At 60.1% G+C, this 23,225-nt stretch carries 26 protein-coding genes; 16 read left to right on the top strand and 10 right to left on the bottom strand.

From position 1 onward, the window contains the following. Positions 1 to 64: 64 nt before the first annotated feature. The 4 genes from MTP16_RS12210 to MTP16_RS12225 all read left to right on the top strand — a co-directional run bounded on the left by MTP16_RS12210 (position 65) and on the right by MTP16_RS12225 (position 3,830). Entirely contained in the window at positions 65 to 976 is a 912-nt protein-coding gene (locus MTP16_RS12210; protein ID WP_243508855.1) for a rhomboid family protein, read from the top strand. Between the two features lie 14 nt (positions 977 to 990). Next, positions 991 to 1,905: a tetratricopeptide repeat protein gene (locus MTP16_RS12215; RefSeq protein WP_243508857.1), complete on the top strand. Its 915-nt coding sequence runs from the start codon at positions 991 to 993 to the stop codon at positions 1,903 to 1,905. A gap of 116 nt (positions 1,906 to 2,021) precedes the next feature. Beyond that, the gene (locus tag MTP16_RS12220; protein WP_243508859.1) at positions 2,022 to 2,717 is read left to right on the top strand and encodes a helix-turn-helix domain-containing protein; all 696 of its coding nucleotides are present in this window, start codon (positions 2,022 to 2,024) and stop codon (positions 2,715 to 2,717) included. Between the two features lie 135 nt (positions 2,718 to 2,852). Then, a complete protein-coding gene (locus MTP16_RS12225; protein WP_243508861.1) occupies positions 2,853 to 3,830 on the top strand; it encodes a hypothetical protein in 978 nt (325 codons plus the stop codon). A gap of 16 nt (positions 3,831 to 3,846) precedes the next feature. Here the strand turns inward: MTP16_RS12225 and MTP16_RS12230 are convergent, their stop codons facing one another. The 3 genes from MTP16_RS12230 to tilS form a co-directional block, all read right to left on the bottom strand. Continuing rightward, positions 3,847 to 4,479: a macro domain-containing protein gene (locus MTP16_RS12230; protein ID WP_243508863.1), complete on the bottom strand. Its 633-nt coding sequence runs from the start codon at positions 4,477 to 4,479 to the stop codon at positions 3,847 to 3,849. Between the two features lie 106 nt (positions 4,480 to 4,585). Then, the gene (gene mdh / locus MTP16_RS12235; protein ID WP_243508865.1) at positions 4,586 to 5,530 is read right to left on the bottom strand and encodes a malate dehydrogenase; all 945 of its coding nucleotides are present in this window, start codon (positions 5,528 to 5,530) and stop codon (positions 4,586 to 4,588) included. Positions 5,531 to 5,647: 117 nt separating this feature from the next. Further along, on the bottom strand, positions 5,648 to 6,979 hold the full coding sequence (gene tilS / locus MTP16_RS12240; protein WP_243508867.1) for a tRNA lysidine(34) synthetase TilS: 1,332 nt from the start codon (positions 6,977 to 6,979) through the stop codon (positions 5,648 to 5,650). A gap of 216 nt (positions 6,980 to 7,195) precedes the next feature. Between tilS and MTP16_RS12245 the strand changes: the two genes are divergently transcribed. The 11 genes from MTP16_RS12245 (at position 7,196) to MTP16_RS12295 (ending at position 18,138) form a co-directional block, all read left to right on the top strand. Beyond that, on the top strand, positions 7,196 to 8,983 hold the full coding sequence (locus MTP16_RS12245; RefSeq protein WP_243508869.1) for an OstA-like protein: 1,788 nt from the start codon (positions 7,196 to 7,198) through the stop codon (positions 8,981 to 8,983). A 104-nt stretch (positions 8,984 to 9,087) separates the two neighbouring features. Further along, a complete protein-coding gene (locus tag MTP16_RS12250; protein ID WP_243508872.1) occupies positions 9,088 to 9,918 on the top strand; it encodes an outer membrane protein assembly factor BamD in 831 nt (276 codons plus the stop codon). 92 nt (positions 9,919 to 10,010) lie between these two features. Next, on the top strand, positions 10,011 to 10,358 hold the full coding sequence (locus tag MTP16_RS12255; protein WP_243508874.1) for a DNA-directed RNA polymerase subunit omega: 348 nt from the start codon (positions 10,011 to 10,013) through the stop codon (positions 10,356 to 10,358). A 149-nt stretch (positions 10,359 to 10,507) separates the two neighbouring features. Continuing rightward, complete coding sequence (locus tag MTP16_RS12260; protein ID WP_380286635.1) at positions 10,508 to 11,083, top strand: flavoprotein; 576 nt, start codon at positions 10,508 to 10,510, stop codon at positions 11,081 to 11,083. Between the two features lie 137 nt (positions 11,084 to 11,220). Next, positions 11,221 to 11,871, top strand: coding sequence for a phosphopantothenoylcysteine decarboxylase (locus MTP16_RS12265; RefSeq protein ID WP_243508876.1), 651 nt, complete (start codon positions 11,221 to 11,223; stop codon positions 11,869 to 11,871). Between the two features lie 5 nt (positions 11,872 to 11,876). Beyond that, positions 11,877 to 12,800 carry a type IX secretion system protein PorD gene (porD, locus tag MTP16_RS12270; RefSeq protein ID WP_456237608.1) on the top strand — a complete coding sequence of 308 codons (924 nt, stop codon included), beginning with the start codon at positions 11,877 to 11,879 and terminating at the stop codon, positions 12,798 to 12,800. Between the two features lie 89 nt (positions 12,801 to 12,889). Next, positions 12,890 to 14,563, top strand: coding sequence for a DNA repair protein RecN (gene recN, locus MTP16_RS12275; protein ID WP_243508879.1), 1,674 nt, complete (start codon positions 12,890 to 12,892; stop codon positions 14,561 to 14,563). Positions 14,564 to 14,628: 65 nt separating this feature from the next. Beyond that, on the top strand, positions 14,629 to 15,105 hold the full coding sequence (locus MTP16_RS12280) for a hypothetical protein (RefSeq protein WP_243508881.1): 477 nt from the start codon (positions 14,629 to 14,631) through the stop codon (positions 15,103 to 15,105). 86 nt (positions 15,106 to 15,191) lie between these two features. Next, positions 15,192 to 16,022: an enoyl-ACP reductase FabI gene (locus MTP16_RS12285; protein WP_243508883.1), complete on the top strand. Its 831-nt coding sequence runs from the start codon at positions 15,192 to 15,194 to the stop codon at positions 16,020 to 16,022. A 139-nt stretch (positions 16,023 to 16,161) separates the two neighbouring features. Beyond that, positions 16,162 to 17,103, top strand: coding sequence for a pectinesterase family protein (locus MTP16_RS12290; RefSeq protein WP_243508885.1), 942 nt, complete (start codon positions 16,162 to 16,164; stop codon positions 17,101 to 17,103). 81 nt (positions 17,104 to 17,184) lie between these two features. Further along, positions 17,185 to 18,138 carry a pectinesterase family protein gene (locus MTP16_RS12295; RefSeq protein WP_243508888.1) on the top strand — a complete coding sequence of 318 codons (954 nt, stop codon included), beginning with the start codon at positions 17,185 to 17,187 and terminating at the stop codon, positions 18,136 to 18,138. Positions 18,139 to 18,360: 222 nt separating this feature from the next. On the opposite strand, the gene MTP16_RS12300 is transcribed toward MTP16_RS12295, so the two are convergent. Together MTP16_RS12300 and MTP16_RS12305 are read right to left on the bottom strand one after the other, a co-directional pair. After that, positions 18,361 to 19,299, bottom strand: coding sequence for a D-2-hydroxyacid dehydrogenase (locus MTP16_RS12300; protein WP_243508890.1), 939 nt, complete (start codon positions 19,297 to 19,299; stop codon positions 18,361 to 18,363). A 195-nt stretch (positions 19,300 to 19,494) separates the two neighbouring features. Next, entirely contained in the window at positions 19,495 to 20,298 is an 804-nt protein-coding gene (locus MTP16_RS12305) for an SDR family NAD(P)-dependent oxidoreductase (protein ID WP_243508892.1), read from the bottom strand. Positions 20,299 to 20,434: 136 nt separating this feature from the next. On the opposite strand from MTP16_RS12305, the gene MTP16_RS12310 reads away from it, so the two are divergent. Continuing rightward, positions 20,435 to 21,091, top strand: a complete 657-nt coding sequence (locus MTP16_RS12310; RefSeq protein ID WP_243508894.1) for a hypothetical protein — start codon at positions 20,435 to 20,437, stop codon at positions 21,089 to 21,091. 272 nt (positions 21,092 to 21,363) lie between these two features. On the opposite strand, the gene MTP16_RS12315 is transcribed toward MTP16_RS12310, so the two are convergent. The 5 genes from MTP16_RS12315 to MTP16_RS12335 are packed head-to-tail and all read right to left on the bottom strand — an operon-like array spanning position 21,364 to position 23,223. Beyond that, a complete protein-coding gene (locus MTP16_RS12315; protein ID WP_243508896.1) occupies positions 21,364 to 21,630 on the bottom strand; it encodes a barstar family protein in 267 nt (88 codons plus the stop codon). Then, positions 21,627 to 22,055, bottom strand: coding sequence for a putative toxin-antitoxin system toxin component, PIN family (locus MTP16_RS12320; RefSeq protein WP_243508898.1), 429 nt, complete (start codon positions 22,053 to 22,055; stop codon positions 21,627 to 21,629). Before MTP16_RS12320 ends, MTP16_RS12315 begins: the two co-directional genes overlap by 4 nt. 4 nt (positions 22,056 to 22,059) lie before the next feature. Further along, positions 22,060 to 22,269, bottom strand: a complete 210-nt coding sequence (locus MTP16_RS12325) for a hypothetical protein (protein WP_243508902.1) — start codon at positions 22,267 to 22,269, stop codon at positions 22,060 to 22,062. Between the two features lie 11 nt (positions 22,270 to 22,280). Then, on the bottom strand, positions 22,281 to 22,520 hold the full coding sequence (locus MTP16_RS12330) for an MmcQ/YjbR family DNA-binding protein (protein ID WP_243508904.1): 240 nt from the start codon (positions 22,518 to 22,520) through the stop codon (positions 22,281 to 22,283). Further along, positions 22,501 to 23,223 carry a hypothetical protein gene (locus MTP16_RS12335; RefSeq protein WP_243508907.1) on the bottom strand — a complete coding sequence of 241 codons (723 nt, stop codon included), beginning with the start codon at positions 23,221 to 23,223 and terminating at the stop codon, positions 22,501 to 22,503. Before MTP16_RS12335 ends, MTP16_RS12330 begins: the two co-directional genes overlap by 20 nt. Positions 23,224 to 23,225 lie beyond the last annotated feature (2 nt).

The raw sequence follows: 23,225 nt of genomic DNA on the forward strand, positions 1-23,225 counted from the left end.
TAGCATGCCGTGCCACCCCTGGCCCGCTACATTTGTTGCCCCTGATTTAATCCCGACACGAGCCATGAGCATCGTTCAAGACATCCGTACCGCCTTCAGCCGCCGCGACAACGCCCTCATGCAGCTCATCATGCTGAATGTGCTGGTGTTTGCGGGGTTAATTGTGCTCCGCGCGGTTCTCACCATCAGCAGCGCCAGCGGCTACTACCCCACGGTGATGCGGCAGTTTGAGCTGTCGTCGGCCCTGCCCATGATGCTGCGGCATCCCTGGACGTTGCTCACCTACGCCTTCACCCACGAAGGGTTCTTTCATATTTTGTTTAACATGCTGAACCTGTACTGGTTTGGGCAGCTTGTCCGCGAATACCTCGGCGACCGCCGGCTGGTGAGCCTCTATGTACTGGGGGCCCTGGCCGGGGCGGCTATTTTCCTGTTGAGCTACAATCTGGTGCCGGCGTTTCAACCCGCGGTGGGCACGCCCATGGTGGGCGCTTCGGCGGCCGTCACGGCCATCATCGTGGCCGGGGCCACGCTGCTGCCCGACTACACTTTCATGCTGATTCTCATCGGCCCGGTCAAGATTAAGTGGATTGCGGCCGTAGTGGTGCTTATTTCCCTGGCCGGTGTGAACGGCGGCAACCCCGGCGGCGAAATCGCCCATCTCGGCGGCGCCTTGCTGGGCTTCGTGTTCATCAAGCAACTGCAAGCCGGGCGCGACCTGGGCCGCCCCGTGCAGGCCGTGGGCAATTTCTTTAGCCGCCTCACCAGCAGCCAACCCGCCATGCGCGTGAGCAGCACCAGCCGTCGCCCCGAACCCGTAACGGCTGCCTCGGCCAGCGGCCCGCGCAAGCCCGCTGCCCCCGGCCAGCCCCTGCAAGACGAAATCGACACTATTTTGGACAAGATTTCGCGCTCCGGCTACGAGAGCCTGAGCAAGGAAGAAAAGCAGAAGCTGTTCCGGGCCAGCCAGCATTAGGACCGTCGAAGGCAATGAAAAAGCGTGGTTGGTGGCTGCTTCTGCTGTGCTTGGGGCTGCACGTTGGCCCGGCCCGGGCCTGCCTCAACGACCATGCCGCCACCAAGCTGGACGGCACGTGGCAAAGCTCAGACGATGAAAGCATGGTCATGGGCCCGGTTCCGGTAGGGCGAAACCTGGCGGCCGAAGCCCTGGCCAACCGGCGTCGCCTGCAACAGTTCGACAGCCTCTGGCGCACCCGCCACCGGTTGGCCGATTACGCCGGCTACGGCCTGACGCTGGTTTACCTGGGGCGCTACGCTGAGGCGCGCAAAGTGTTTGAGCAACTGGACACCTGGCGGCCCAACCAGTACGAAACTGCTGCCAACCTGGGCACCGTGTACGAGCTGCTGGGCAACCCTTATTTGGCGCTGAAATGGATACAGAAATCCATTCAACTCAATCCCCGTTCGCACCAGGGCACGGAGTGGCTGCACGTCAATATTTTGCAGGCCAAGCTGCGCGGGGCGCGGGCCATCAACTCCGAGTACCTGCTGGGGGTTGATTTCGGCGAGGGCGCGGCCCCGGTGCCGGGCCTGCGTGGCAGCCGGCCGCTCGATTCCATTCAACACGCGCTTTACTACCAATTATCGGAGCGCCTGAGCTTTGTGCGCCCGCCCGACCCCATTGTGGCGCAGTTGCTGTTCAACCTCGGCAACGTTTATGCGCTGACCAGCAACCTGGAATCATCGGAGCGGGTGTATGCCGAAGCTGAGCGCTATGGCTACCACGGCCAGTTGCTGCGGAAGCGGAAGGCCTACTTCTGGTGGCTGCGGGCCGGAACAGACATTATTCCCCAGCTTATCTTGGTGGCGCTGCTTGGCTTGGTCGGATTTGGCTGCTGGCGGCTGGGCAAAGTCCTGCGCCGCCGCTTTGTCCGGCCGGCCTAGCCCGGAGTTGTGCCTGAGCACCTGAAGTGTGCATGCGCGCCGCTTCGGACAGCCGCCAGCCCGCTGCAGAACCGTGTGAGGTGCTATTTTAGCAACCCCAACGCCATTCGTCGCTCATGTTTTCGGCCGCCCGTATTCAAGCCCTGCGCAAAAGCAAAGGTTATTCGCAAGAGCTGCTGGCCGAGCAGTCCGGAGTGAGCTTGCGCACCATTCAGCGGGTGGAGCAGGGCGAAACCGTGCCGCGTGGCCACACCGTGCAGGCCCTGGCCGCAGCCCTGGACGTACCGCTGGAGGCGCTGCTGGCTTTGCCGAAGCCAGTGGCAGAAGCCACAATGGAGCCGTCGGGTTCGGTACCCGTGCCCGGGGCGCCGGCAGTTTCGCGGCTGCCTGACGCGCCCGCTCCACTATTGACGCCTGCCGCCCCTGCGCCGCCCGCAAGTTCCGCCTTGCCCTCCGACCCGCAAGCCCTGGAGCTGCTCAACCTGAGTGCGCTCTGCCTGCTGGTGTTTCCATTCCTCAACCTGCTGGCGCCCTACCTGCTTTGGCGCAAGCACCGCCACGACACGGCCCACGCCGCCGAAGTGGGCCGCCGGGTGCTCGGGTTTCAGGTGCTGTGGCAGGTGGCCAGCTTCTTCAGCTACCTGATGGTGCTGCTGCTGCAAGCCGCCATGTTCTTCTACTTCGGGGTGGTGCTGAAGGGCGTCTTTCTCGGCGTTTTCGTGCTCACTTATTTGGTCAATGTCGTGACGGTGGGCTACAACCAGCTGCTGTTGCGGCGCGGCCAACTCGATATTTACCCCATTCGGCTTTAACTGGAGGTGAAATTATAGTGATTGCAGGACAATAAGTTATGGCAAGTGGCGGCAAAATGTCGCCACAATGGCGCCGGGAGTGGGGGAGGTAGCCGGGTAGGTTTGACCCGTCAACCACCGCTCATTTCTGCACCCATGAAAACCCTCTCCAAAATCCTGCTGGCCATCTTCGCGCTGTTTGTGCTCAGCGGCATCGGTGGCTATTTCTACTTCCGCAAGCAGTTCCAGGCGCCGGCCAATCAGCTCACGGTTTCGCAGCTGCCCGCCACTTCCCGCTTCGCATGGCGGGCCGATACCACCGGCTCGCACATCACGCCCCACGCCGTGCTGCTGGTGCCCGTGACGCTGCCCAACTGCCCGCGCACCTGCTACCTGCAGTTCGACACCGGCGCGCCCTACTCGTTGCTCTACTCGCACGCGCTGGCCGCCCTCCAGGCCCGCTACCCCGCCACCGGCCCGGCCCTAAAACCCCAGGCCGACGCCCTCCAGAACTTTCAGTTCGCCATCGGCCAAGGCCAGGTAGCGGCGCGCACCATTCGGGTGCGTGAAATGGGTGCCCGCACGTTGCCCGCCGACAGCGCTGCGCCTTTCGTCATTGGTACCCTGGGCACCGACGTGCTGGAAGGCCGCGTGCTCATCATCGACTACGCCCGCCAGCGCTTCGAACTGCGCACCAACGTGCCCGATAGCCTAGCCCGTCAGGCCGTATTTGCTCCCATGACTTTTGAGCAGCGCCGCCTGCTGCTCAACGCCGGCCTGAAGGAGGCCGACAAACAGCTGTATTTCGACTCTGGAAGCAGCGCCTTCGCCTTGCTTACCTCGCAGGCTACCTGGCAGGAAATGGCACGGCCGGGCGCACCCGACCAAGTCACGCCGGTCAATTCCTGGGGCAAAACCCTGACAGCCCACACCGTGCCCACTGCCGCCAGCCTGCAGATTGGCACCAGGACCCTCCCGCTGGGTACCGTCACCTACATCGACGGCACCAGCTTCATGGAGCGCATGCTGATGCAGTTTTCCGGCATGGGCGGTATGCTCGGCAACGAAGTTTTCAGCCAACACACCCTGATTCTGGACGTGAAGGGCCGTCGGTACGGATTGGTGTCCCGCTAGCCATAGGCCAACTCAATCAGTAGATGTCGTATTTGATATCAGGCCGGTCATGGGTATAGAAGTAGGCATAGTTCGAGCACATCTCTTCCCAGCCCGCTTCGGTGGTGAACTTCTCCTTCATCACATCCTCCCAGGCCAGGCGCATTTGCCGGGCGCACACCAGGGGGCGAACCTGGCCCACGCCCGTGCCCAGCCCCGGCACAGCCAGCGTTTTTACCACGTCGCTTACAGCCTGGCCGGAAGCCAGCTTGCCGTAGCGCACCAGCGTCAGGATGGCTTTCATGGCCAGGTACACATTGGGGCCGCGCGTGATGGTCATGGGCGTACGCATGGTTGGCGCCGCTATCAGGTAGGGGAAGTTGGCGTGGCCAGTCGGAATGATTTCCGCCTGGCCCACCAGTAACTCTCCGTAATATTTCTCGCGGATAATGCGCTGCAGGTCCTTTTCCAGGTGCCAGCCCAGGTTTTTGGAGATGGCAAAATCCAGCCCGCCGTTCATGTAGCCGAAGCTGTTGGCCGGGCTGATGAGCGCATCGGCGGGGTAATCGAAAATGGAGCCGAGGCGAACGGTAACTTGCGGTACGTCGGCAAAAACTTTTTCCCAGGCGTCAGTAATTTCTGGGTTGGTGGCAATCAGGTTTAGGTGCATGAATAAGATTTAGCCCGCAAGATACTGGCTGCTAGCCGCATTCAAACAGAAAGGCCGCCCCGCACAATGCGAAGCGGCCTTTCAGCTTAAGCAAATGCTTCAAAAACTACGCCGGCTGGGCAGCGCTCATTTTGTCGAGGGCGTCCATCACCTCTTTCACGTGGCCGCGCGAGGTTTCGAGCAGGGCTTTCTCTTCGTCGTTTAGTTGCAGCTCAATCACCTTCTCGATGCCGTTTTTGCCCAGGATAACCGGGGCGCCCAGGTACACGCCGTCGATGCCGTACTCGCCTTCCAGCTTGATGCACACCGGGAACACGCGGCGCTGGTCGCGCACGATGGCTTCCACCATCTGGGCCGCGGCCGCGCCGGGGGCGTACCAGGCCGAGGTGCCCATCAGCTTCACCAGTTCGCCGCCGCCGTTGGTGGTGCGGGCCACAATGGCGTCCAGCTCTTCTTTGCCAATGAGTTCCGTTACGGGGATGCCGCCCACGGTGGTGTAGCGGGGCAGGGGCACCATGGTGTCGCCGTGGCCGCCCATGAGCACGGCCTGAATGTCTTTCGGGCTCACGTTCAGGGCCTCGGCCAGGAAGGCGCGGTAGCGGGCCGTGTCCAGAATGCCGGCCATGCCGAACACCTTGGTGCGGTCGAGGCCGGAGGTGAGGTGGGCCTGGTAAGTCATCACGTCGAGCGGGTTGCTCACGATGATGATGATGGCGTTGGGCGAGTACTTCACCACCTGCTCGGTCACCGATTTCACGATGCCGGCGTTGGTCGAAATTAGGTCGTCGCGAGTCATGCCGGGCTTGCGGGGCAGGCCCGAGGTAATCACTACCACATCAGAACCGGCCGTACGGCTGTAGTCGCCGGTCACGCCCACCGTGCGCGAGTCGTAGCCGATGATGGGCGCTTTTTGCCAGATGTCGAGGGCTTTGCCTTCGGCGAAACCTTCCTTGATGTCAACCAGAACAATTTCGTTGGCGATTTCACGCGTGGCGAGCACATCGGCGCAGGTTGCGCCCACGTTGCCGGCTCCGACTACGGTAACTTTCATTGGGATGGGAGTTGGATGAGAAAACGATGTCGGCCGTAAAAGTAAGGCCGAATGCAAATTGTGCGGGCAGAAAATCCGGGTTTTTACTGGGACGGTTGATACATCGCTCCGCGTCCGCTACATCCGCTGCACCGTAAGCACCCGCTCGGTAGCGTCCTCCACCTTGAATCGGTCGTCGACGCGCCAGCCCACCACCCAGCAGATTTTGCCGTCGGCCGAGGTGAGCACGCGCACCTCATCTTTCAAATTGAGCGGCACTTTCTGGTCAATTAAAAAGTCGCTGAGCAGCTTCTTGCCCTTCATGCCCAGCGGCATAAACCAGTCGCCTTCCTGCCAGCGGCGCAAGGTGAGCGGGAATTTCAGCTTGTCGGCATCCAGCGCCGCCGTGCTTTTCGAGCGCGGGATGATGAAGTGCTTTGCGTCATCGTGTAGCTCAGCCTTGAGGCGCATGCCGTCGGCCAGCAAATCGGTTTGGCCCGCCACCAGCTGGAAGGTGCCGTATTGCGACGTGCGCCGCGGGGTGATGACCAGATGCTCCCGGTCCTTCACCAGCCGGTGCGTGGGCGAGTCAAACCGCCGACCGCTCTCGCCGCCAAACGCCGCTACAATGTCCTTCACCACCGGCCACGAAAAGCCGAAAGGCCGCAGCAACTCGTGCAGTACCAACGTAGTAGCCGCCGTTTTTTGCAGCGTGCTGATGTTTAAATAGGTCACCTCGTCCTCGTCGCGGCGGGCCTGGGCGGCGGTATCCTCCACGTAGCGGCGCACAATTTCTTCGGCTCCACCCACGCGCTCGGCGGTGGCGGCCATGGTTTGGTCGAGGTTGGGGTTGATTTCGCGCAGCACGGGCAGCACCTCGTGGCGCAGCAGGTTGCGCTGGTACACGGGGCTGTCGTTGCTGTCGTCTTCGCGCCAGCGCAGGCCGCGCTCCACCAGGTAGTCGTGCAGGTCGTCGCGGCCCAGGCCCAGCAGTGGGCGCACCACGTGGCCATTTTTCACCTGAATGCCGTGCAGGCCGGCCAGGCCGGTGCCGTGCGTGAGGTTGAGAATCATGGTTTCGGCCTGGTCGCGCTGGTGGTGGGCGGTGGCAATGGCGGCCAGCTGCTCCCGTTCCCGCACTTCTTCAAACCAGCGGTAGCGCAGCAGGCGGGCCGCCATTTGCGTTGAAATGCCTTCCTGCTCGGCAAATTCCTTGGTGCGGAAAAACTCGGCAAAGTAGGGGAGGCCGTACTGCTTGGCCAGCTTGCGCACAAACTGCTCGTCGGCGTCGGCATCTTCGCCGCGCAGGCCGAAGTGGCAGTGCGCCACCGCTACCTGAACCCGGAGGCGATGCAAAATGTCTAACAGCACCACCGAATCGAGTCCGCCGCTGACGGCGACCAGAATGGGGTCGTTTTCGATGGAAAAAAGGTCGTGCTCCTCAATGAAGCGGCGTACGGCATCAAGCATAGTAACAGAAGTATTCAAATAAAAAGCCGGTCATGCCCATCTGGCGTCCGCGTAGCCGAAGCATCTCTGCCGCAGCAGTAAATAATTGAATTGCGCAGTAGAACTGCGGCTGCGCTCAGCATGACCGCCGGGTAACCAAGCTTGCGCGGGCCCCGCAGACACTACACCGCAAAGATGGCCGTTAGCGCGGGCCCCGTCCGTACCTTTGACCACCGAATGTCTTTCTTCCGCTTTTTAGTTCTGCTCTTTGCGCTGGGGCCGCTGCTGGGCCACGCTCAAAACCCGACGGTGGCGCGCCCTGGTGCTGCTAAAGCGCCGGTTGCTCCACCGCGGGCAACCACCGGCACGCCGCCGGCCAAGGGGGCGCCCATCAAGCTGCTCACCTCGGGCCAGTTGGTGGGTGGCGTATTTGATGGGGTGAAGATTCGGAAGCTGATTGGCAACGTCAGCTTTCAGCAGGACGACGTGTTCTTGTATTGCGATTCGGCCTACCAGTACATTGATAACAACCAGGTAGAGGCTTTCAGCAACGTGCGCGTGGTGCAGAGCGACACCATGACCATCACCGGCGACCACGGCTTCTACGACGGCGCCAAGCGCACGGCCCGCATGACCGGCAACGTGGTGATGCGCGACACCCGCATGACCCTCACGGCCCCCTCGCTGGAGTACGACATGAACCGGAAGACGGCCTACTACACCGAAACCGGCCACCTCACCGACCCGCAAAACACCCTCGACAGCCAGGAAGGCTTCTACGACCGCAACTCCAAGGTCTTCCTCTTCAAGCGCAACGTGCACTTGGTGACGCCTGATTCGGAACTGAACAATGACACGCTGCGCTACAACACCGTCACCAAAATTGCCTACTTCAACGGCCCCACGCGCATTAAAGGCAAGCAGGGCAACCTCTACGCCGAGGGCGGCAACTACAACACCATCACGCGCGTCTCAGACTTCAAGAAGAACGCGAAAATCGACACGCCCAACTACCTGCTGGGCGGCGACAACCTGGTGTACGATGAGCTAAAGCTCTACGGCGTAGCCAAGGGGCATGTGTCCCTCACGTCCAAGAAAGACAACCTCGTGTTACGCGGCGACGCCGGCAAATACTGGCGCGCGCTGGGGCGCACCAAGCTTTATGGCGGCCGGCCAGTAGTGCGCAACATCGGCTCTCAGAAAGACACGCTCTACATGGCTGCTGATACGCTCATCAGCATAGAAGCCCGGCCCGGCCAAACCACCAAGCGCACTGTGCTTTACGCGTTTCCGCGGGTGCAGATTTTCCGGGGCAACCTGCAGGGCATCTGCGACTCGCTGACCTACGACCGGCAGGACAGCATCATCTACCTCAACCAAGACCCCGTGCTGTGGCAGGCCAAAAACCAGCTCACCGCCGACTCGATGCAGATTCGCTCGAAGCGCGGCAAGGTGGATGAGATGCGCCTGTATGCCAACGCCTTCGCCGTGAGTCAGGACACGCTCCTGAATTTCAACCAGACCAAGGGGCGCAACATGATTTCGTATTTCCGCGACAACAAAATCCGACGCGTCGATGTGCTGGGCAACGCGGAAAGCATCTTCTACGCCCTCGACGGCGACACCGCTACCACCGGCATGAACCGGGTGCTCTCGGCCAACATGCGGATGCTGTTTGTTGATAGCAAGCTCAACAAAATATCGGTGCTCTCGAACCCCGAGGCTAAGTTTATTCCGCCCCACGAACTCAAGCCCGCCGATGAGCGCCTGAAGAACTTCCGCTGGCGCGCCAAGGAACGGCCCACCCGCCGGCAGGTGTTGGGCAAGCAGTTCGACGACCGGCCCAAAAAGCCCAAGGCCGTTAAGAAGAAAACCAAAACGACTCCCAAAAAAGCCCCCAAGGCCAAGCCCACCCCGAAAAAGACGACGGCCAAGCCCGCAAAGCCGGTGGCCAATGCCGCGCAGCTTCCCGCTGGCCCCGCTGCCAGCCCGGGGGCACCCAAAATTCCGGCCGCGCGGCGCTAGCTGCAACCTTTGGCCGCCGCCGCGCACTCTAGTGGCCGGTGGCCCGGCCCGATTCGGCGCCCCGTTTGCCTTCGCCGGCTCAAATCGTTACCTTTGCACCCCTTATGCCGATTTCCCGCCTCACGGTTCTGTTTCTGCTGGTTAGCACGCTCTTGCTGGGCGCTTGCGCCAGCGGCTACCAAAAATTGCTGAAAAGCACCGACGTCAATAAAAAGTACGCCGCGGCCGTGCAGTACTACGAAAAGGGTGACTTTTTCCGGGCCGGCACGCTGCTCGAAGACCTCATCCCGTTGCTGAAAGGCCGCCCCGAAGCCGAAAAAGCACAGTTCTACTTCGCCAACACCAACTACAAGCAGCGCAACTATGTGCTGAGCGCGTTCTACTTCAAGCAGTTCACTGACACGTATCCAAACTCGGAGTACACCGAAGAAGCCACGTTTCTGAATGCCAAGTCGCTGTTCCTGGACTCGCCCGGCTTTGAACTCGACCAAACCAACACGGTATCGGCCCTCGAATCCATCCAGGATTTCCTGAACCGCTACCCCGACAGCAAGTTCAAGGCCGAAACCGATAACATGGCCCAGGAGCTGCAGAAGAAGCTGGAGAACAAGGCTTTCGAAAGCGCCCGCCTCTATTACCAGCTGCGCTACAACCAGGCAGCCGTGGTGGCCCTCACCAATTTTCAGCTGCAATACCCCGCCTCGGCCTTTGCCGAGCAAGCGGCCTTCCTGCGCCTCACCGCCCAGTATTCGTGGGCCAAGGAAAGCGTGGAGTCCAAGCAGCGTGAGCGGTATCTGGAAGCCGTGAGCTTCTACCAGCAGTTCGTCGATACGTACCCCAAGAGCAAAAACCTCAAAGCCGCGCAGGACATGTACGATTCCAGCCAGGCCGAAATTACCCGTTTGAAAGCCGTGCCCACTGCTGCGGCCAATTAATCTTTTGTTGTTAGTTGCCTGTTGCAGATTTACTTCTGACACCGCACGGGCCTGACAACTGACAACAAATCACTATTAACTAATCTGTGCCCATGAAACCCAATCCCAACGCCGTATCGAGCTCCATCGTAACGCGCAACATCGCCGACATTACCGGCGACAACGGCAATGTGTACGAGGCCATTTCCGTGATTTCGAAGCGCGCCAACCAACTGTCGGTGAAGCTGAAAGAGGAATTGAACGACAAGCTGGCCGAGTTTGCCTCCACGGTCGACAACCTGGAAGAAGTATTCGAAAACCGCGAGCAAATCGAGGTTTCGAAGCAGTACGAGCGCATGCCCAAGCCCACGAGCCTCGCCATTGAGGAGTTTCTGCAGGGTAAAATCTATTACAGCACGCCCGAGCCCGAGGAGGTTCAGATTCCCCGCGAGCTGTTCTAAGACGCGGCTGTAAGTAGCCAATCGAAGAGAACGTCATGCTGAGCGCAGCCGAAGCATCTCGCGTGCAAGAGTAAATAATTACTTCTGCACGCGAGATGCTTCGGCTGCGCTCAGCATGACGTTCTTTTGTCAAAAGCAAATCCTCAATCATGGCCGACCTTACCCCGCCACGCAACGCCCTGCACGGCCGCCGCATTTTGCTGGGCGTGAGCGGCAGCATCGCAGCCTACAAAGCCGCGCCGCTCACCCGCCTGCTGGTGAAGGCGGGGGCCGAAGTGCAGGTCATCCTCACCGAAGCTGCTGCCGCTTTTGTCACGCCGCTCACCTTGGGCACGCTCTCCAAAAAGCCCGTGCTGACCGGCTTTTTGCGCAATGCCGCGGCCGGCGAGTGGCACAACCACGTGGAGCTGGGCCTGTGGGCCGATGCCCTGCTGATTGCGCCCGCCAGCGCCAATACCATCGGCCAGCTGGCCAACGGCCTGTGCCCGAACCTGCTATGCGCGGTGTACTTGTCGGCCCGCTGCCCGGTGTTTCTGGCCCCGGCCATGGATTTGGACATGTACGCCCACCCAGCCGTGACGCAAAACCTAGCCCGGCTGCGCTCCTTCGGTAACCACGTATTTGACTCGCCCAGCGGCGAGCTGGCCAGCGGCCTCAGCGGCCACGGCCGCATGCTAGAGCCGGAAGACATTGTGGAGGAGCTGGAGCAGTTTTTTGAAAAATAGCCCGTCCGTCATGCCAAGCGCAGCCGAGGCATCTCGCTTGTGGTAGTAAATTCTAATGACTGGATTACTTCCCCATGCGAGATGCCTCGGCTGCGCTCGGCATGACGTTCTTTGCAAGGCTTATACTTTTCTCAACCATGCACGTCCTCCTCACCGCCGGCCCCACCTACGAACCGCTCGACCCCGTCCGCTTCCTCGGCAACCGTTCGACGGGAAAAATGGGCTATGCGCTGGCCGAAGCTTTCGCGGCCGAAGGTGCACAAGTGACGCTGGTGAGCGGCCCCAGCCAGCTGGCCGACCCGGCCAATCCGCGGATTCAGACCGTGCGGGTGGAGACGGCGGCCGAGATGTTTGCGGCGGCTTCGGCCGCGGCTGAGGTGGCCGATGTATGGGTATTTGCAGCGGCGGTGGCCGACTACCGGCCGGCGCAGGTAGCAGCCGAAAAGATTAAGAAAGCGGGCGAAACGCTGACGCTGGAGCTGGTGAAAAACGTAGACATTGCCGCCACGCTCGGCCAACAGAAGCGGGCTGAACAATTTGCCGTGGGTTTTGCGTTGGAGACTACGAACGAGCTGGCCCACGCCCAGGACAAGCTGTACCGCAAAAACTTCGACCTGGTGGTGTTGAATTCACTGCGCGACCCGGGCGCCGGGTTCGGCCACGACACCAACAAGGTGACCGTGCTGGATGCGGCCGGCCAAATCGTTAATTTTGAATTACAGTCCAAAGCCGAGGTGGCCCGTGGGCTGGTTAGCCTGATTTTGGCCCGCCGGGCCGCAAAACTTTGATGCTCATGCTGCGAAAGCTTCTCGCCGTCCTGCTTTTGGTTGTTTGCTTGCTGTTGGCTGGCCCTGTTGCCCGCGCGCAGGAGCTGCAGGCCGAGGTGCAGGTAACCACCCAAAACGTTACCATCACCGACCCAACGCTGGTGACGCAGATGCAGAATGAAATCCGCAACCTGCTCAACACCACGGCTTGGACGACGCAAACCTATCGGCCCGACGAGCGCATCAAGGTGCGCATGTTCATCGGCATCACGGCCATCCCGCAAAACGGCACTTACAACGCCACCATGCGCCTGATTTCGACGCGCCCGGTGTACGGCACCGGCTACGAAACCAACGTCATCAGCCTCACCGACCGCAGCTTCAACTTCAACTACTCGCCCCAAAACCCCATCGCCTTCTCGCAAAACAGCTTCACGTCCAATCTGGCGTCGCTGCTGGGGTACTACGCCTACCTGGTGATTGGCATCGACCGCGACACGTTCGGCCGGCTCGGGGGCACGCCGTACTACGAGCTGGCGCGCAACATCGTCAACTACTCGGCCAACCAAACCCTCACCAACGAGCCCGACGAAGGATGGCGCGGCTCGGGCTCGCGCGAGCGACACAACCTGCTCGACAACCTGACCGACCCGCAGCTTGAAGCCTTCCGCCTCGGGTTTTATAACTACTATCGTTTGGGCATGGATTTATTCATCGAAAAGCCCGAAGAAGCCCGCGCTTCGGTGATGACCGCCCTCACGGGCATTCAAAAAGCCGTGGTGACGCGCCCCACCGCGCTGATAACCCGGGCATTTTTCGACGCCAAAGCCGACGAAATTGCCAACATATTCCGCACCAGCCCCGACGCGAGCCAGAAGCAACAATTGGTGGCCATGCTTACGGAGGTAGACCCCGGCAACTCCGCTAAGTATCAAACGGTGCTGCAATAAATTATGAATTATCAATGATGAATTCAGAATTGTTGTACAGGCGATTCTTGAATTCATCATTGATAATTTAAAATTCATAATTAATTATAATGTTAGTCGATTTACGAATTAAAAATTACGCGCTGATTGAGCAGCTGGAGCTGCGTCCGTCGCCGCTGTTGAATATCATTACGGGCGAAACCGGGGCCGGCAAATCCATCATGCTGGGCGCCATTGGCCTGCTGCTGGGTAACCGCGCCGACTCGCGCATGCTGTTCGATACCGAACGCAAGTGCGTGATTGAAGGGCAGTTTGACATCAGCAACTACCAGCTGCAGGACATTTTCGACGCCGAGGATTTGGACTATGACACGCACTGCATTCTGCGGCGCGAAATCAGCCCGAACGGCAAGTCGCGCGCTTTCGTGAACGACACGCCCGTGACGCTGGAAGCCCTGCGGAAAATAGGGGCCAACCTGATGGACATTCACTCGCAGCACGACACGCTGCTGCTGGGCGACGGCGTTTTTCAGCTCAACCTGCTCGATTTGTATGCCGGGCTGGTGCCGCAACGCACCATGTACGGCAGTGCCTTTCGCACCTACCGCAAGCTGGAAGTTGATTTGCAGGCCCTGGAAAGCCAGGCCGCACAGGCCAGCAAGGAGCTGGACTACAACAGTTTCCTGCTGAATGAGCTGGAGGAAGCCCGCCTCGACAACGAGGACCAGGAAGCCTTGGAGCAGGAAATTAAGCAGCTGGAGCACGCAGAGGAAATCAAGTACAAGCTGAGCCAGGCCCTCCATGGCCTGCGCGACAGCGAAACCTGCGCCACCGGCACCATGAAGGAGGCTTCTACGCTGCTGGGCCAGGTGGCCAGCTACGCCGACAACTTCCGGGAGCTGCGCGAGCGGCTGGAAAGCTGCCTGATTGAGTTGCACGACATTGCTGACGAAGTGGAAACCGCCGAGCGCCACACCGAGGGCGACCCCGCCCGCGCCGAGGAGTTGCAGGACCGCCTCAACGTGCTCTACACCCTGCAGCGCAAGCACCAGGCCCGCGACCTGCCTGCCCTGCTGGCCGTGCGCGACGAGCTACGCCAAAAGGTGAGCTCGGTGCTGAACCTGGACAAGGAAATTAACCGCCTGCGCAAAGACTCGGACGCCGCCCTGGCCGCCGTGACCAAGCAGGCCGCCAAGCTATCGGAAAGCCGCCGCAAGTCGTTTCCGCATTTCGAAAAGCAATTGGGCCTGCTGCTGGCCGACCTGGGCATGCCCAACGCCCGCATCGTGATTCAGCACAGCACCGGCGCGCCCGCCGCCAGCGGCACCGACGTGGTGAGCATCCTCTTCACCGCCAACAAAGGCGCCCAGCCCCAAACCCTGAGCAAGGCCGCGTCGGGCGGTGAGTTTTCGCGCCTGATGCTGTGCATCAAGTACATGCTGGCCGACAAAACGGCACTGCCCACGATAGTGTTCGACGAAATTGACACCGGCATCAGCGGCGAAATAGCCGTGAAGGTAGGCCGCATGATGCAGCAGATGGCGCATAAGCACCAGTTGGTGGCCATTTCGCACCTGCCGCAGATGGCCGCGGCCGGCGATGTGCACTACTTCGTGTACAAGGAAGACCGCGCCGACCGCACCGTGAGCCGCATCCGCGAGCTGAGCCAAGAGGAGCGCATCAAGGAAATTGCGCACATGATTGCGGGCGCCAAACCCAGCGAAAACGCTTTCCAGAGTGCTCGTGAGCTGCTGGCGCTGCGCGGTGAGGTGGCGGCAGGGTAGGGCAATGTGGCAAAGCCGATGGCAAGGCCGGAATGGTTTTGCTTTTGCGTTGCTAACCTTGCACCGTGCTGGGCAATTTAGAATACATCACCGTCAGACTGCCACTCCCGCCCAAACGCTGGTGGGCCGTGGTGCTGGCCGTGGCGTTGGGTGCCATCTGCTGGCAAGGTTTTGTGGTGTTAGCGGTATTGGTGTGGGCGCTGGTGCCAGTTGCGCTGGCAGTGGGCGACAAATTTGAGCTGGACCTGGCCCGGCGGCGTTATCGTGCGGGCCTGCATTGGGCCAATATTCTGAATCCGGGTTGGCAGCCGCTACCTGGGGTGGAGAAGATTGTAGTGAAGCCGTACCGCTACCGTGCGGTGCAGCCGACTCGCTACAACGGCACTGTTGATGAAGGCAGTAGGCACGCGTTTACGGTGCTGCTGTCGTTGTCACAGGCACGGCTAGGCACCGTGGTGGCCACCGTGCCCAGCGAAACCGAAGCTACTAAAATTGCCGCCATGCTCGCCGATGCCTTGCAGGTGCCCTGGCAACAGGCATAAGCGCGAATGCCTAACTTGCAGGCGTAATTCTGCTTAAGACGCGGCGGAAGCATTTTCGCCCATCCACTACTTTACCACCCCACCTCATGGCTAACAACCTCCTCGCCGGCAAAGTCGGCATCATTTCCGGCGCCCTCAACGACCAGTCCATTGCCTGGAAAGTGGCCCAGCGCGCGCACGCCGAAGGGGCCCGCTTTGTGCTCACTAACGCGCCGCTGGCCATGCGCATGGGCGAAATCAACAAGCTGAGCGAGGAATGCAACGCCCCCATCATTCCGGCCGATGCCACGTCGACGGAGGAGCTGGAAAAGCTATTTGCGGGTGCGCAGGAGCAACTGGGCGGCAAGATTGACTTCGTGCTGCACAGCATCGGCATGAGCGCCAACATTCGCAAAAAGAAGCACTACGGCGAGCTGGACTACAAATTCTTCCAGCAAACCATTGACGTGTCGGCCATGTCGTTTCATAAGATGATGGCCGTGGCCGAGAAGCAGGACGCCATGAACGAGTGGGGCAGCATCGTGGCCTTGAGCTACATCGCCTCGCAGCGCGCCTTCCTCGACTATACCGACATGACGCAGGCCAAGGCCATGCTCGAAAGCATCGCCCGCAGCTACGGCCAGCGGTTTGGCAAACTCAAGAAGGTGCGCGTGAACACGGTGTCGCAGTCACCCACCAAAACCACGGCCGGCACCGGCATCACGGGTTTTGACGCGTTCTACAACTTCGCCGACATGATGTCGCCGCTGGGCAACGCCCCGGCCGAAGCCTGCGCCGATTACTGCATCTCGCTGTTCTCGGACCTAACCCGCTACGTGACCATGCAGAACCTGATGCACGACGGCGGCTTCAGCACCACCGGCATCTCGGCCGAAATCGTGGACGTCCTGACCAAGGTGTCGGGCCAGCAGAGCTAAGCGCTGCCAATGATGAAAAGCAAAAGCCCGGCCGGTTGGTCGGGCTTTTTTGTGCGCTGTCGTCGGGAACGATTGCGCAGAAAACACGAGGATTCGACAGCGACGGCTGCTAGGTTTACGGTGGATTTATCGCGCTTCCATGAAGAATTTTTTGCTGCTCCTGCTCCTCATCAGCCTTTCGTGGGGCCGCGCCTTCGGCTACGATTTTGTGGTGGCCCAGGACGGAAGCGGCAAGTTTCGCACCGTGCAGGAAGCCTTCAACGCCGTGCCCGACTTTCGAAAAAAGGTCACGACCATTTTTATCAAGAAAGGCATTTATAAGGAAAAGCTGGTGCTGGCCGGCTCCAAGCAATTCGTCAAAATCATTGGCGAAGACCGGGATAAAACCATTCTGACTTACGACGACTACAATCAAAAGAAAAATATTTTCGGCGAGGACAAGGGCACGTCGGGTTCGGCGAGCTGCTACATCTACGGCGGCGATTTCTCGGCCGAAAACATCACCTTTCAAAACTCGTCGGGGCCGGTGGGGCAGGCGGTGGCCGTGTGGGTAGATGGCGACAAGGCCGCTTTTGTGAACTGCCGTTTCCTGGGGTTTCAGGACACGCTTTACACGTATGGACGCGGCAGCCGGCAGTTTTACAAGAGCTGCTACATCGAGGGAACGGTGGATTTTATTTTCGGCTCCAGCACGGCGTGGTTTGAGGACTGCGAGATTTTTTGCAAAAAGGGCGGCTTCGTGACGGCCGCCAGCACACCCGACACGGCGCGGTTCGGCTACGTGTTCAGCCGCTGCCGCATAATGGGCGACGCGCCGGCGGGCAGCTTCGGCCTGGGCCGGCCCTGGCGGCCCTACGCCAAAACCGTGTACCTGAACTGCCAGCTCGGGGCGGCGATTCGGCCCGAAGGCTGGGACCCCTGGGACAAAGAATCGAATAAGAAAACGGCTTACTACGCCGAATATAAATCGACCGGCCCGGGCGCCGCGCCCACCCAGCGCGCGCCGTGGTCGCATCAGCTCACGGAGGCCGAGGCCAAGCAATACACCCGCGAAAACGTGCTGCACGGCTGGCAGCCGTAGCGTGGACTCTGCGAGTCCGCGCCTGCCTGAATAATCCCCGCCACGCGCGGACTCGCAGAGTCCACGCTACATCCCGCCCCCATGAAACTTTCGTTAATCGCGCTGCTGGCCACTTTTGCCGCCCACGCTCAAACACCTTCTAAAACCGGTCCCATCACCGTGGCCCAGGATGGAACCGGCACCTACCGCACCGTGCAGGAAGCCGTGGATGCTGTGCCCAACCGAGCGCAGAAGCCGGTCATTATTCGCATCAAAAAAGGCACCTACCGCGAAAAGCTGGTGGTGCCTGCGGGCAAAACTCACCTTCGCTTTGTGGGCGAGGACAAGGACAACACCATCCTCACCTTCGACGACCACACCGGCGACGCGGGCGGGCACAACACCCATACCTCGCACTCGGTGCTGGTGCAAGGCAACGACTTCACGGCCGAAAACCTGACGTTTGAGAACAGTGCGGGCTACACCGCCGGCCAGGCCGTGGCCCTGCACGTGGAGGCCGACCGCGCCACTTTCCGCAATTGCCGCATGGTGGGCAACCAGGACGTGCTATTCCTCTCTACCGACCACACCCGGCAATATTTCAAAAACTGCTACATCGAGGGGACAACGGATTTCATTTTCGGGGCCAGCACGGCTGTATTCGACCATTGCACCATTCTCAGCAAGAAAAACTCGTTCATCACGGCGGCTTCCACGCCTCCTCAGCAAACATTTGGCTTCGTGTTTTTGAATTGCAAGCTGCTGGCCGACACGGCGCGGGCGAAGAAGGTGCACCTCGGCCGGCCCTGGCGCCCCACCGCCCGCGTGGTTTACATCAATACTGAAATGGGCGGCCACATCGCGCCCGCTGGCTGGGACAACTGGAAAAACCCGGAAAACGAAAAAACGGCTTATTTCGCCGAATATCATTCGACCGGCCCCGGCGCCAACCCCCAGGGCCGGGTTGGCTGGTCGTATCAAATGACGGCCGCCGAAGCCAAATCGTACACGCTGAAGGCCATTTTTATGGCAAAGGAGCCGTGGCTGCCGAAGTAGTGGATTGGTGGATTGGTGGGTTGTCATTGCGAGCGTAGCGAAGCAATCCGTCCTGTCAAAGTCAGACACGCTTTTTTACCACAAAGCCCCGGCACTGCGTAGCGCCGGGGCTTTTTATTTGAGCTTATCACAATAGAAGGCTGGTCGCTGAAAACAGGACGGATTGCCACGGCCTGCGGCATCGCAATGACAACCCGCTACCTCACCACTCCGCCAATCCACCTAATACCCTTTGCTCAGCTCCACCAGATTCTCCAGAGGCTGGCCGTTGCGAAGCTGCTCCACGTTGTGCAGCAGCACATCGACCTTGCTTTCGTCTTCGAGGGCCTGGCCGCCGCCGGTGTGCTGGGTGAGCAGCACGTTGGGTAGGCTCCAGAGCGGGCTGTCGGCGGGCAGGGGCTCAATGGCCGTCACGTCGAGCACGGCCCCGCCGAGGTAGCCGGCTTGCAGCAGGCGCACCAGTTCCGGCTCGTCGGTGGTGTTGCCGCGGCCCACGCTGGCGTAGATGCTGCCCGGGCGCATGGCCTGCACCAGTTCAGCCGAGAAAAAGCCCTCGGCGCTGCCGGGCAAGCAGTTGATGACGATGTCGGTTTCGGGCAGCACGGCCTTCAGCTCTTCCGGGGTGTGAAGCTGGGCCGAGGGGTCGGTGCGGGCCAGCAGCTGCACCTGGCACTCGAAGCCGCCGAGCTGCTGGCGCACGGCCACGCCAATGGCGCCGGCGCCCAGCACCACCACGCGCTTGCCGCGCAGCAGGCCGGCGCGGTTGCGCACGAAGGCACCGCCTACCCATTTCTTCTGCGATTGCAGCACCGCCAGCTCGGGCAGGTGGCGGTAGAGGGCCAGCAGGCCGCCCACCATGGTTTCGGCGCAGGGCCAGGCGAAGAAGTCGCCCATGTTGGCTACCGGAATGCGCAAATCGAGGTGGCGGTAGCGCTCGAAGCCGGCCGAGTCGATTTGCCAGAAGCGCAGCAGCGGGGGCGGGCCGGCCGTGAACCAGGCCGGCGGCGGGTTGCCCATCAGCAGCTCCGCTTCTTGGAAAGCCGGAAACTGCTGTTCGGTGGGCAGGTCGTTGCAAAAAGTAACTTCCAGGTCGGCCGGCGCCAGCCGCTGCAAGTGCCTGCGGGCCGAAGCACTCAGGGGCGAAAAAACAAAGAGACGCATGCGGGAGCCGCTTCAAAAAGCAGCAAAATGAAGGAAACGCCCAAAACGTAAGCGGGGCCGCAAAGTTGCCGCCCGCAAAGCGTAGTTTTCATGAAGCTAAAATATCCCGGCCGGAAAAGCGCCATGACGCCTCTGCCGACCGGGATATTCAACGGTAATCAATCAAGCCAAGAGCCCGCTTCAGGCCTTGCCGAATTAGCGGGCGCTTTCGTCGCCGTCCACGGGCTTGCTTTGCTGGTGCACCTGGGCGGCCACCAGCGGGTCGGGCATCACCTTGCTGAAGCCTACTTGCACGTTGTTCATCACGCCGGCAATGTGACGGCTTTCGCCTTTCATCAGGGCTTTGTAGCCTTCTTTGGCCACGTCGGCGGCTTCCATGCCCTGGCCTTCGGCCACGTTTTTGGCCTGCGTCATGTGGGCTTTGTTGAAGAAGTCCGTCTTCGTGATGCCCGGCAGCAGGTTGGTAATGGTGACGTTCGAGTCCTTGTTCTCCTCCTGAATGGATTCGACGAAGGAGTTCACGAAGGCTTTGGTGCCGTGGTACACGGCTTGCAGCGGGCCGGGCAGCTCGCCGGCGATGCTGCCCACAAACAGGATTTTGCCTTCGTTGCGGGCCTTGAATTCCTGCAGGTAGAGCTTGGCAAACACTACGTAGGCGCCGATGTTGAGCTGAATGATGTCAAGCTCCCGGTTGATGTCGGTGGTGTCGAAGGTGCCGTACTGGCCCTGGCCGGCGTCGTTCACCAGCACGTCAATCTGCGTGCCTTTGGCTTTGATTTCGTTGTAGACCTCGAACGGCGCGTCGCGCTTGAACAGGTCCTTGGTGATGGTCGTGACTTCGACGCCGTATTGCTGGCGGATTTCTGAAGCCGCTTGGTTGAGCAGGTCGGGCTCCAGGGCCACGAGCACGAGGTTGTATTTGTCTTGCGCGAAACAGTTGGCCAGCTCGCGGCCAATGCCGCTGCTGGCGCCGGTGATAAGGGCGGTTTGGGTTGCCATTAGATGTGGAAAGGTTTAGTTGGAAGGAGTATTTCCTAACGAGTCCGGTTTAGTTGAGGTTACTGCGGATGATGTGGCGGCCGAGTGCATAATTTGGGTGCGCGGCCGGCGCTCCATTTCCGGCCGCGCCCTGCGCATGCTGTTCGAAGACCTGGCCGACTTTACGCGCAACTCGAAATACCTGCCCGATTTGGCGCCCGACGTAGCCTTTCTGATAAAACCGGACTTTTTCTACGGCAACTTCAGCAAGCCCGAGCCGAACGATATGCGCGACAAGGTGGTGAAGCTCTACCAGCCCCGCCAAACGCGCAGCGGCCACCTAATGCTGAGCGCCGCCGCGCTGGGGCACGAAAACGAGCTGGCGCGCTACTACACCTCGGTGGTGCAGGCGGCGGCCAAGCACCGCAAGCAGCTGCGGGAGCAGTCGCACTACTTCTGGATGCGGCCCGTGCTGCTGAGCCGCGGGGAGGTGCAGCTCACGTTTCCGTGGTACGACAGCTACCCCGAAAGCGCCGGCCTGCTCAAAAGCCTGCTCGACCCGATGCCGGAAGGGCTTATCAATACCGACATGGACCAGGGCTGGCGCTTCGGCGCCTACGCCACCGCCGACAAGGTTTACTTCCTGCAAGGCGGCGAAACCGGCAAGCCCCACACCGCCGTGCACACCGACCGCGCCCGCTTGCAGCAGGCGGCTACCCTGGCGCTGGCGCGCACGCAGCAGGTGCTGGAGGCGCTGGTGAAACAGGTGGGGCAGGACTACTGGCGGTTTCGGCCCGACGTGCCGAAATGGTGAAACACGGCAAATCCCCGCGCAGCGTGTTTCGGCCCAAACGTCGTGTTTCGGTCTGCGCGGCCTCTTTTGGTCTGCGCGGCCTGCATGAGCGGGTTCGCGGGGCCAATGGTGCCTTTAGCGGCCTGCATGGGCGGATTTGCGACCTCCATGCGCGACTTAGCGGCCCCCCTGAGCGGATTTGCGGCCTGTAGGCATCGGTTTGCGTGGCCTATGAGCGGGTTTGCGGGGCCCATTGGCGGATTTGCGGGGTGTGACGGCGGTTTCGCGGCGTCCTACGGCGCGAGCAGGAGTTGCTTGCCGGGCTTTTCGAGGGGGTAGTTGGCGATGATGTCGCGTAGGATGAGCATGTCCTTGGGGCAGGCGGCGGCGAAGGTTTCCCAGTTTCGCAGCACCACGGTGTCGGGCATTTCGACCACGGCGATGATGGCGTCCCAGAAGGCGTCCCAGCTCACGCCGTACCAGTCGGGGAAGTGCAGCTCGCGCTTCATCAGGTGGTGAAAAGCGGCTTTGGTGTCGACGTGGGCGAGGTCGATGGTCATGGGTTGGAGGAAGACGGTTCCGGCAGCAAACGCAAAAAATCCTCCGCCCGAATGATGTTAACGACCGGAAACGGGACGCCGCGCAGCCGGTCAAAATGACGGTCATTCGTCACCAGATAGTCGGCGCCGCAGGCCACGGCGCAATCCACAAATTTGTCATCGTCGGCGTCCACATCGGCGAGCAAGTGCCATTGGTAATAAACGGTCAGCTCCCGCACGGAAGGCAGCTCCAGCAACTCGCGCATCTGCACCTCGGTGCGGGCCAGGCCCAGGCGGCGGCTGATTTGCTCCTCGTATTCGGCCAGCGTTTCGGTGGTGACGAATAGTGTCAGCCGGCCATCCAGCACGGCTTGGTAGAGCGCGTGAAACGGCGAATGGCTGGGCAGGGAAACCAGCAGCACGTTGGTATCGAAGACGACGCGCACGGGGCTACTGGTTTTCTTCGTTCAGCCAGTCGTGCATGGTTTGTGCGGTCCAGCCCTGCTGCTCCCAGGCGTGGTCGGCCAGCTTGGTGAGGCGCTGGGCGAAGTACTGGCCAATCAGGGTGCGGATGTTGAGCAGGTCCGTTTCGCTGACTTGCTGGGCGTACAGCTTCAGGAGTTCCTGTTGCAGGTTGGTGAGCGGTTGGTTCGGGGACATAGCCAGCGAATTTACAAACCTACCCGCACATGCCGGGGCGGGGCGATGAACGAGGCGGTGGGCGGCAGGGCATCGGGCGAGGTGACGCGGTACATTTTGCCGCCCACGCTGAAGCACAGGTGCACGCCCCATTTCAGGTCCTCGGTGGTGCCGGGCAGGCGCAGGCAAAGGGCTTGGAGGGCTTCGAAGGTCCTAGACCACTTTTCTGTCCGATAGAAAGCAGAAATGAAGTCATTTTTTTCGAAAAGCAAATGCTCTCTCTTGAACTAGAAGGGTGTCTCCACTAATAAGCTGGTTTACAATTGATGAATTAAATTTATTCCATAATCCACCGGACCCTAATGAACAGTATGTATTCGGGGATTGCTGCAATTTTACATAATAACCAAGTTGAGGCGCTAAAAGCTGTCCATTCACAATACTAATTAACGTGGTTGCACGAAACTTGCAAAACGAGCCAGGGGCTACAGGTTGACAACGTTCTGGTGTGCGAACAGCAGGAATACTCTCATTTAGCATTGCGCATCTACTCGTAATATCATAGCGGCGAGCAGCTGCTGAGTCAATAGCAAGAAGGTGAATTACTTCTGAGCTTCTGGATATTATGGCATAATTAGTTGTGTTGATAATAAAAGAATGTTTGGAAACTATTGTTGCTTTATTGTCTGGTGAAATGGTAAGCGTATATAAGACACCATTTGGGTCAGTTATATTAGAAATAGAGAATAATAAGGGGTTAGGTGTTACGGAGTTTCTTCTCATAAATTTTTCAATCACCGTTTGATTATTGATTGCCCCATTTACAGTATACATTACAATGGGATTAATAGCCAGAATCGTAGGAGTTGATTCATAGGTCCCTTCTAATGACGGTAAGGCCTCTTCCTTAGGTTCTTTTTTGCACGCACATAGCAAAAGCATTCCTGAGAAAAAGAGGTATGAAAGCTTATTCATAA

The organism is Hymenobacter monticola (assembly GCF_022811645.1).
Taxonomy (GTDB): domain Bacteria; phylum Bacteroidota; class Bacteroidia; order Cytophagales; family Hymenobacteraceae; genus Hymenobacter; species Hymenobacter monticola.

Bases quoted from the DNA above. Each gene is read 5' to 3' on its own strand.
- MTP16_RS12210 (WP_243508855.1), top strand. From the start codon at position 65: ATGAGCATCGTTCAAGACATCCGTACCGCCTTCAGCCGCCGCGACAAC.
- MTP16_RS12215 (WP_243508857.1), top strand. From the start codon at position 991: ATGAAAAAGCGTGGTTGGTGGCTGCTTCTGCTGTGCTTGGGGCTGCAC.
- MTP16_RS12220 (WP_243508859.1), top strand. From the start codon at position 2,022: ATGTTTTCGGCCGCCCGTATTCAAGCCCTGCGCAAAAGCAAAGGTTAT.
- MTP16_RS12225 (WP_243508861.1), top strand. From the start codon at position 2,853: ATGAAAACCCTCTCCAAAATCCTGCTGGCCATCTTCGCGCTGTTTGTG.
- MTP16_RS12230 (WP_243508863.1), bottom strand. From the start codon at position 4,479: ATGCACCTAAACCTGATTGCCACCAACCCAGAAATTACTGACGCCTGG.
- mdh (WP_243508865.1), bottom strand. From the start codon at position 5,530: ATGAAAGTTACCGTAGTCGGAGCCGGCAACGTGGGCGCAACCTGCGCC.
- tilS (WP_243508867.1), bottom strand. From the start codon at position 6,979: ATGCTTGATGCCGTACGCCGCTTCATTGAGGAGCACGACCTTTTTTCC.
- MTP16_RS12245 (WP_243508869.1), top strand. From the start codon at position 7,196: ATGTCTTTCTTCCGCTTTTTAGTTCTGCTCTTTGCGCTGGGGCCGCTG.
- MTP16_RS12250 (WP_243508872.1), top strand. From the start codon at position 9,088: ATGCCGATTTCCCGCCTCACGGTTCTGTTTCTGCTGGTTAGCACGCTC.
- MTP16_RS12255 (WP_243508874.1), top strand. From the start codon at position 10,011: ATGAAACCCAATCCCAACGCCGTATCGAGCTCCATCGTAACGCGCAAC.
- MTP16_RS12260 (WP_380286635.1), top strand. From the start codon at position 10,508: ATGGCCGACCTTACCCCGCCACGCAACGCCCTGCACGGCCGCCGCATT.
- MTP16_RS12265 (WP_243508876.1), top strand. From the start codon at position 11,221: ATGCACGTCCTCCTCACCGCCGGCCCCACCTACGAACCGCTCGACCCC.
- porD (WP_456237608.1), top strand. From the start codon at position 11,877: ATGCTGCGAAAGCTTCTCGCCGTCCTGCTTTTGGTTGTTTGCTTGCTG.
- recN (WP_243508879.1), top strand. From the start codon at position 12,890: ATGTTAGTCGATTTACGAATTAAAAATTACGCGCTGATTGAGCAGCTG.
- MTP16_RS12285 (WP_243508883.1), top strand. From the start codon at position 15,192: ATGGCTAACAACCTCCTCGCCGGCAAAGTCGGCATCATTTCCGGCGCC.
- MTP16_RS12290 (WP_243508885.1), top strand. From the start codon at position 16,162: ATGAAGAATTTTTTGCTGCTCCTGCTCCTCATCAGCCTTTCGTGGGGC.
- MTP16_RS12295 (WP_243508888.1), top strand. From the start codon at position 17,185: ATGAAACTTTCGTTAATCGCGCTGCTGGCCACTTTTGCCGCCCACGCT.
- MTP16_RS12300 (WP_243508890.1), bottom strand. From the start codon at position 19,299: ATGCGTCTCTTTGTTTTTTCGCCCCTGAGTGCTTCGGCCCGCAGGCAC.
- MTP16_RS12305 (WP_243508892.1), bottom strand. From the start codon at position 20,298: ATGGCAACCCAAACCGCCCTTATCACCGGCGCCAGCAGCGGCATTGGC.
- MTP16_RS12310 (WP_243508894.1), top strand. From the start codon at position 20,435: ATGCTGTTCGAAGACCTGGCCGACTTTACGCGCAACTCGAAATACCTG.
- MTP16_RS12315 (WP_243508896.1), bottom strand. From the start codon at position 21,630: ATGACCATCGACCTCGCCCACGTCGACACCAAAGCCGCTTTTCACCAC.
- MTP16_RS12325 (WP_243508902.1), bottom strand. From the start codon at position 22,269: ATGTCCCCGAACCAACCGCTCACCAACCTGCAACAGGAACTCCTGAAG.
- MTP16_RS12335 (WP_243508907.1), bottom strand. From the start codon at position 23,223: ATGAATAAGCTTTCATACCTCTTTTTCTCAGGAATGCTTTTGCTATGT.